Source organism: Candidatus Magnetominusculus dajiuhuensis, from assembly GCF_046044395.1.
Classification (GTDB): domain Bacteria; phylum Nitrospirota; class Thermodesulfovibrionia; order Thermodesulfovibrionales; family Magnetobacteriaceae; genus Magnetominusculus; species Magnetominusculus dajiuhuensis.
This window is the reverse complement of sequence record NZ_JBJUSG010000035.1, coordinates 21,536-28,341: the sequence shown is the minus strand read 5'-3', so window position 1 is coordinate 28,341 and position 6,806 is coordinate 21,536. Positions and strand designations below refer to the sequence as shown.

The 6,806-nt window shown below is 44.8% G+C and carries 8 protein-coding genes; 4 read left to right on the top strand and 4 right to left on the bottom strand.

The genetic code is table 11. The features are described 5' to 3' along the window. Positions 1–193 (bottom strand): hypothetical protein (locus AB7D94_RS06775; RefSeq protein WP_420264983.1); only part of this gene is annotated, 193 nt, incomplete at its 3' end. A gap of 192 nt (positions 194–385) precedes the next feature. After that, positions 386–1,522: an O-antigen ligase family protein gene (locus AB7D94_RS06770; protein ID WP_420264981.1), complete on the bottom strand. Its 1,137-nt coding sequence runs from the start codon at positions 1,520–1,522 to the stop codon at positions 386–388. A gap of 135 nt (positions 1,523–1,657) precedes the next feature. Between AB7D94_RS06770 and AB7D94_RS06765 the strand changes: the two genes are divergently transcribed. Next, a complete protein-coding gene (locus tag AB7D94_RS06765; protein WP_420264980.1) occupies positions 1,658–1,825 on the top strand; it encodes a hypothetical protein in 168 nt (55 codons plus the stop codon). A 7-nt stretch (positions 1,826–1,832) separates the two neighbouring features. Here the strand turns inward: AB7D94_RS06765 and AB7D94_RS06760 are convergent, their stop codons facing one another. After that, positions 1,833–3,713 carry a hypothetical protein gene (locus AB7D94_RS06760; protein WP_420264979.1) on the bottom strand — a complete coding sequence of 627 codons (1,881 nt, stop codon included), beginning with the start codon at positions 3,711–3,713 and terminating at the stop codon, positions 1,833–1,835. A 460-nt stretch (positions 3,714–4,173) separates the two neighbouring features. On the opposite strand from AB7D94_RS06760, the gene AB7D94_RS06755 reads away from it, so the two are divergent. Genes AB7D94_RS06755 through AB7D94_RS06745 form a run of 3 tightly spaced genes read left to right on the top strand, consistent with a single transcriptional unit; the run spans position 4,174 to position 6,102 of the window. Then, entirely contained in the window at positions 4,174–4,551 is a 378-nt protein-coding gene (locus tag AB7D94_RS06755; protein WP_420264978.1) for a response regulator, read from the top strand. Between the two features lie 4 nt (positions 4,552–4,555). After that, the gene (locus AB7D94_RS06750) at positions 4,556–5,200 is read left to right on the top strand and encodes a chemotaxis protein CheC (protein ID WP_420264977.1); all 645 of its coding nucleotides are present in this window, start codon (positions 4,556–4,558) and stop codon (positions 5,198–5,200) included. Continuing rightward, complete coding sequence (locus tag AB7D94_RS06745; protein WP_420264976.1) at positions 5,197–6,102, top strand: sensor domain-containing diguanylate cyclase; 906 nt, start codon at positions 5,197–5,199, stop codon at positions 6,100–6,102. Before AB7D94_RS06750 ends, AB7D94_RS06745 begins: the two co-directional genes overlap by 4 nt. Before the next feature lie 11 nt (positions 6,103–6,113). Here the strand turns inward: AB7D94_RS06745 and AB7D94_RS06740 are convergent, their stop codons facing one another. Beyond that, positions 6,114–6,686, bottom strand: coding sequence for a DJ-1 family glyoxalase III (locus AB7D94_RS06740; RefSeq protein WP_420264974.1), 573 nt, complete (start codon positions 6,684–6,686; stop codon positions 6,114–6,116). Between the last annotated feature and the right edge of the window lie 120 nt (positions 6,687–6,806).

The following is a 6,806-nucleotide window of genomic DNA, read 5'->3' as shown; positions in this document are numbered from 1 at the left end:
TTATGACATCTGCTACCCCCACTGTAAAGATGGGGTTTTCTTGACGCTTACCTTTTTTTTGACGCAGCCCCCCAATTTCACTGTAGATTTGTTCTCCATCATAAGTGTGCGGTAGTTGCTTAGTTTGTTGCCATCCTTGTCTCTTTCTGTCATTCCAGCTTGTCTGGAATCGTCCCTTAAATGGTTGCTTCATGATGATGCCTATTCTCAGGTATAAGGACAGATTCCGGACAAGCCGGAATGACAACAAAGGCACCGGAATGACAAAATGAGACTGTAATGACAGAATGAGGTTGGAATGACGGACTAAGAAACGGACAGTCCAGAAATCATTGCGATTTCCAATGAAAACTTGTTTTATTCGTCAGAACAAATTTACCGTGGCTTATCCGGCGCGCTTATTCACTAAAATCAGCGTGGAAAATACATAGCCCCAAAAAAGCCAATAGATAGCATAGGTGTAGTCAAAGTCGAAACATCCATGAAACATTACGGCTGTGAATGCCGACATAAGACACAGTGACATTATCTGCAAATAGGTGTCCTGCAGCTTAATCACCTTCAGATAGTATTTGATAATATGATAAAAGAGAGATACAAATAAAATAAGCCCAATCGGCCCAAGGTCAAACAAAAATGAAAACAGCACGCTGTGGGCGTGAGGAATCGCGTAAAGATACTTATAATTGCCGATGCCAATGCCAAGCCAATTTTGTGATAGACCAGAGAATCCATTACCCCATATGGTCATCCTGCCCGGCCCTACCCCCTCCAATGCCGACAAACCGGGGTCTAAGACATCGCCTGTCTCAAGGGACTTCTGCCCAATCATAAGAAGTCTCATTATGGCCTCCTCTTTGCCCGCCAATGTTGAGAATATCCTCTGCTCAACCACGTAAAAGACTAAGAATGCCGCAAAAAATATTATGATGCTACGTATAAGATATTTCGATGTTCGATGGTAGAAAAATAAAAAAAACATGACCATAGCAACGAACGCGACGGCGCCTCCCCTGCTTTCAGTTCCTATCAGCACGGAAAGGCCAATGACAAAACATAAGGCCAAAAATATCCTTCTCCCCACTTTTTTCTCAGTCAGAAAAAGACCAGTTGCAACGCCCATAAGAATATTCATCCACATGGATGTCACATGGCCATCCTGAAGTCCATGCGCCTGCACAGGGGAGCCGTCGCTGTTCATCATGCCGCCCAGAACATGCAGCGCAAACCTGATATCGCCAATGTCTGCCTTTTCAACAAATGAACCTGTGAATCGAAATACATATGATAATAAGGCCTGAACCAGACACGAAAATAACAGGCACCATATCATTTTCCTGTGAATCTCCTCCGTCGCCATAGTGGAAATAACCAAATAAAACAGGATCATAAACGATACCAGATAGTAATACTGAAATAAGCTATGCCATATATTTTCAGACCAAAGCATGGTAAACGCGGCATAAACCGCTATTGCGATAAGAATTATCTTTGTGGGCCTTATTACCTGAGACACCCACATAGAGGCCCCCTTGCGAAGAATAACCCCCAGGCACACAGATAATAACACGGGTGTAAAAACCGGCCACGCATTTAAATAGGAATCCTCAAACCAACGTATATTCCACTCTCCCATGGGCGCAAAGTATAAGTCATATTGAGAAATCGGGACAAGAAATACCATGACATAGACCCCCCATGTGGGTTTAATGGCAAAAAGGACAGACGAAAGCACAACAAGGCTGAATCCAAAGGCTATATAAAATGGATACAGCGCGCAAAGTGCCGCATTGCAGATGAGATAAAGGACAAGTGCGCCGCCTAAGACATATTTATTGCCGGTTGAGGTTGACGTTATCGTTACCCTTTAAGTAATCTATCGCCGAGTTTAATAGCTTAAGCGTCAGCACAGGGTCTCCGGCACGGAAGGCCTCACGGGATTGTATATCTATATCTGTGGCCTTTTTGATCTTTTCCGCGTCTGTCTGCCTTGAGAGCAGGAGCCTGAACTCGGTGAGCTTCGTTGAGATATCGTCGGAACCCTCCGGCGAAGGCCGCCCTGCCGACGGTGGCGGCGGCTGTGAAAGAGGCATACGCTGCCTTGACACCTTATAGACTTCCTCTATAAAAACCGGCGTGTCGTCCAGAACAAAGGTCAGCCGTTTTGGGGAAGTTGACGATATTGTACCTGTTATTTCTTTAAAATCCCTATGATAATCCGTAACTTCCTTCCCTGAATTTTGGGCAGGGATAGCTTGGGTAATTCTTACGTCCTCAGTATTCACATTCAAAGTAAGACTAACCGTTTTAGGGGTTTTGCTGTCGTTCCACGCCACCCATGTCAATCGTCCATTTTGTTTATTGGTGAATTTGTATATATATACCCCGTCAGATTCATGGCTTGCCTCAATCTTAGACCAATCGGAATATTTCAACTTTTCCACCATCAGCTTATAGGTATAATAGCCGAGTTTCTTTACTCCATATCCAAGATCATAATCCGGGCTGCCGCACTTACCGTGTTTGCCATCCGGATTTACACCGGCATTGGCATAAATCAATCCCGTATAATCGAAGATACAACAGGAGCAACCAAAGCCTTCCATTAACCCCCATGCCCAGAAAACTTTATCTATACCTCTGGCAAACGCCGAAACATATATTTTTAGTAATCCTCTGGCCTGTTGTTTTTCATCTTGATAATTATATTCCCGTGTTATATCATCACCTAATGGCTTCCCTGAATAAGTCCCTGTTTCAGTTATCCAGAACTTTAATTTATTTAAATCAAAGTTTGAATTTCTAAGACTGGTTTTTAAATAATCAATGTCTTTTTTCAGGTCGTAACCGTTTTCTGTCCCAAAATGATGGAGGTCAATGATGTCAATATAATTGCCGTTTAATTTTTTAAATACCTCGGGGTAGTCTGTTATTCTGGAGTCACCGGCAATCAATACCTGGGCGGAACTGTCCACTTTCTTTATTGCGTTGTAAGTTATTTTTTGTACTTCGGCGAAGTTGCCGGCATAATCTGTTTTGCAATCCGGGCCTCCGCATGTATCAACCAGTTGATTACATACCTGCCAATATTTGATTGGATTATTCCTTTTAAATCGGCTTATTACCTCGTTGGCAGGATACTGCTTATCGGCGGACTTATAGCAATCGGGCGATTTCTCCGCGCAGCCTAAACTACCGCCTCCGCCGTAACGAGCAACAGTATTTTCTACAAACCTTGCGTAAATATCTTTTTCTTCCTCGTTAAGAAACTTGCCGCCCCTGCCAAAAGGGCAGATATTTGCCACGATATTAATGTTATTCGGGGTATTGGCCTGTAATTTCTCATGGTCGTAAAAGGTAAAATCAAAGTTCCCTTTGCGTTTAGCGTCTGCTAATGTCCATATAAAATACATCCCTTCCCTGCTCCAATTTACTCCAAGATCGCTCAAATAGGAATAGTAATTACCAAAATTAGCGGAATGAAACCCAAAATGAGAATCTTCACGAACTTGTTGCGTATATTTTTCAAAATCTCCTGAGTATGGATTAAGGCTATCCCTGCTGTCGCTGTTTTTTCCATTTTGGTCTTTTCCATTTTGCTGGGCGAAAGACGATTTTGGCTGAGAATAATATAGCCCGATTATAACGAAAAACGTCAAAATCGCGGTTATAAAGATTACGGCAGCTATTTTTGATATACCCTTTCTAAACATAACTATCCTCATAAGCATCCGCCATCGTTGCTCATTGTACCATAGCGGGTGGCCAATTTCATAGGTACTATTTCAGTGGCAGGGCAAATTTGTTCTCCATCATAAGTAAGCAGTAGTTGCTTAGCTTGTTGTCATCCTTGTCCCTTTCTGTCATTCCGGCTTGTCCGGAATCGTCCCTTTGATGGTTGTTTCAAGATGATTTTGCCTATTCTGAGGGATAAGGACAGATTCCAGACAAGCCGGAATGACAAAATGAGGCCGGAATGACGGACTAAGAAAAGGACAGTCCAGAAATCATTACAACTTCCAATGAAAACTTGTTTTATCCGTCAGAACAAATTTACCGTATGGTGGATTTTGGGCAATCCGTATTGACATTATTGACAAACAATGTTATATTTACGGCTGAGCGTGGCTTAATAACATTAATGATGTCAAATATGCGTCAGGGGAATTTGAGATGATTACTATAAAGAAGATATTGATAGTGGACGATTCGACGTCCGCCCGGTTTTTCATCAAGGGGTGTATTCCAAAGGACAAGGGCTATGAGTTCTTTGAGGCCAGCGATGGGGCAAAGGGGGTGGAGGCTTATAAAAATTTCCGCCCGGATGTAACGTTTATGGATTTAACGATGCCTGTGATGACGGGTTTTGAGGCAATTGAAGTTATTAAGGCATTTGACCCTCAGGCGGCGATAATTGTCCTGACGGCTGATATTCAAACTAAGACAATTGAGCGGGTTACCGCGCTTGGCATCACTACGGTCCTGAAAAAACCTCCGGTTAAAGCCACTGTCGAAGAGGCGCTCCTCAAAATTCAAGGGATAGGGGGGTAAGCCTGTGGAAGTGAATGACGATAGCACATTTTCAGAATTGGAGATAGACACACTTCAGGAGATAATGAATATTGCCTTTGGGCAGGCCTCCGCCGACCTTGCCGAGGTTATAAACGTGTTTATTGTTCTAAGTGTACCGGCGCTGAAACTGAAGAAGGCGGTGAGTTTGTCGGAGTTTATCAGGGTTGAAATAGGCGACCTGAAGGACTTCAAGATAGTAGAGCAGAGTTACTGGGGGAAATCCAAGGGTGTTGCCCTGCTTGCGTTTCCGCATGAGGCTGAACTGGAGCTGATTGCCATGTTCAGGGAAGACTCGGACATGGGAATTGACTCGGACATATCCGATGAACTTGACAACGAGATGTTGATAGAGATTGGCAATATACTGATAGGGGCGTGTGTGAGTAAGATGGCTGAGCTCCTTAAAGATGTGGTAACGTTTGTGCCGCCAAGGGTAATAACCGGGGAGCAGTTGAGCGAGGCCTTTGTCGAAAATCGTTTTGAGCGCGAAGCCAGAGTAATTTTACTAAAGACCCTGTTCCAGATTGAAGGACGTGAGCTGTCGGGCCATCTGTTTTTGGTAAACAGCCTTGATTCCATTCATACGCTTAAGGACGCCCTGCGCGCTTTCTGGAAACAGTACGAGTGATTTACAGACAGGTCTTTGATGTACTCAATCTTGGACTTGTTATCCTGGACGAAGGGCTTCGTGTGTGTTACTGGAACCGTTGGATGACCAGGCACAGCGGCTTTGACTGCGAGAATATAATCGGGTCGCCGCTATTGGAGTTTTTCCCTGATCTTGACACAAAGTATTTCAACCGCAGCGTCAGGTCTGTCTTTAAATTCGGCAGTTTTGTATTCATGTCGCAAAAACTCCATAAATATCTGTTTAAATTCGAAAAAAAGGTCTCAGGTTTTCAACACATGCAGCAAAGCGTTACGATGGGTCCTATCAAAGACAAGGATAACGTTGTTGAGCATGTCTTCATAGTCATACAAGACGTCACAGAGATGGCCGCTTACGAAAGAAAACTCCACGATATGAACATCAAAGATGGCCTAACCGGCGTATATAACCGGCGCTACCTTGAGACCCGCCTGAAGGATGAGTTTGACCGTCACAAGAGATACTGCCACGCGTTAAGCGTTATCATGTTCGATATAGATCATTTTAAGTCCATAAACGATACCTTCGGGCACCAGTATGGGGATTTCGTCCTGAAAGAAGTATCAGCTACCGCGCTTGATACACTCAGGGTAAACGATGCGCTTGCGCGATATGGGGGAGAGGAGTTCTGCTGTATCCTCCCTGAGACCACAATAAGCAGCGCTATGATGGTTGCCGAGCGGATTAGAAAAAACGTCGAATCTCAGGAAAACAGATTTAACGCCACGATGACATCGGCAAAAGTTACGATAAGCCTTGGGGTATCCGAGCTGTGCGAGATAACAGATACCCATGAAATGCTGCTCAAAAAGGCCGACGACGCCCTCTACAAGGCCAAACGCGAAGGCCGCAACAGGGTAGTCTCTATGACTCTCTTTTAGCAGCCCCCCTTTCAGGCCTTTTTTGAGCCTTGCTCCGGCGCACAGACCATTGACAGGCTGATCTGCTCAGCCTTTTCCCTGCCAACGAGTGTTGCGACAAGTTCCATGGCAAACTCAACGGCGGTACCGGCACCCTGGCTTGTTATTACCCTGCCGTCAACAACGACCCTCTCCTCTGACGATATGCTTGCGGCATGGAGTTTCTGCTGAAAACTTGGGTGGCTTGTTACCTTTTTATCTGAAAGAATGCCGGCCTCTGAAAGCACATAGGGCGCGGCGCATATAGCCGTGACGTACTTGCCGCCTTCTGACATCTCAACTACGATCTTCTTTACCCGCTCGTCCTTTGCAAGGGCCTCCGTCCCGGGCAAACCTCCCGGCAAGACCAGCATATCGAAATCCTCCGCCCTGACCGCGTGAAGTGGCACGTCGGGTATTATCCTTACTCCCCTGACGCTTGTAATCGGCCCGTCTTTAAGTCCGGCGGCAACAACCTTTATGTCTGCCCTCCTAAGGATGTCAATTACCGCCACTGCCTCAAGCTCTTCAAATCCATCTGCCAGAATTACCAATACAGATACCATAGACGCCTCCTTTGCTCTTGAGCTTATTATAAAAGATTTCAAGGCCATTGTGCTAAGATTTTTTCACACGGTAAATTTGTTCTCCATCATAAGTAAGCGGTAGTTGCTTAGTTTGTTGTC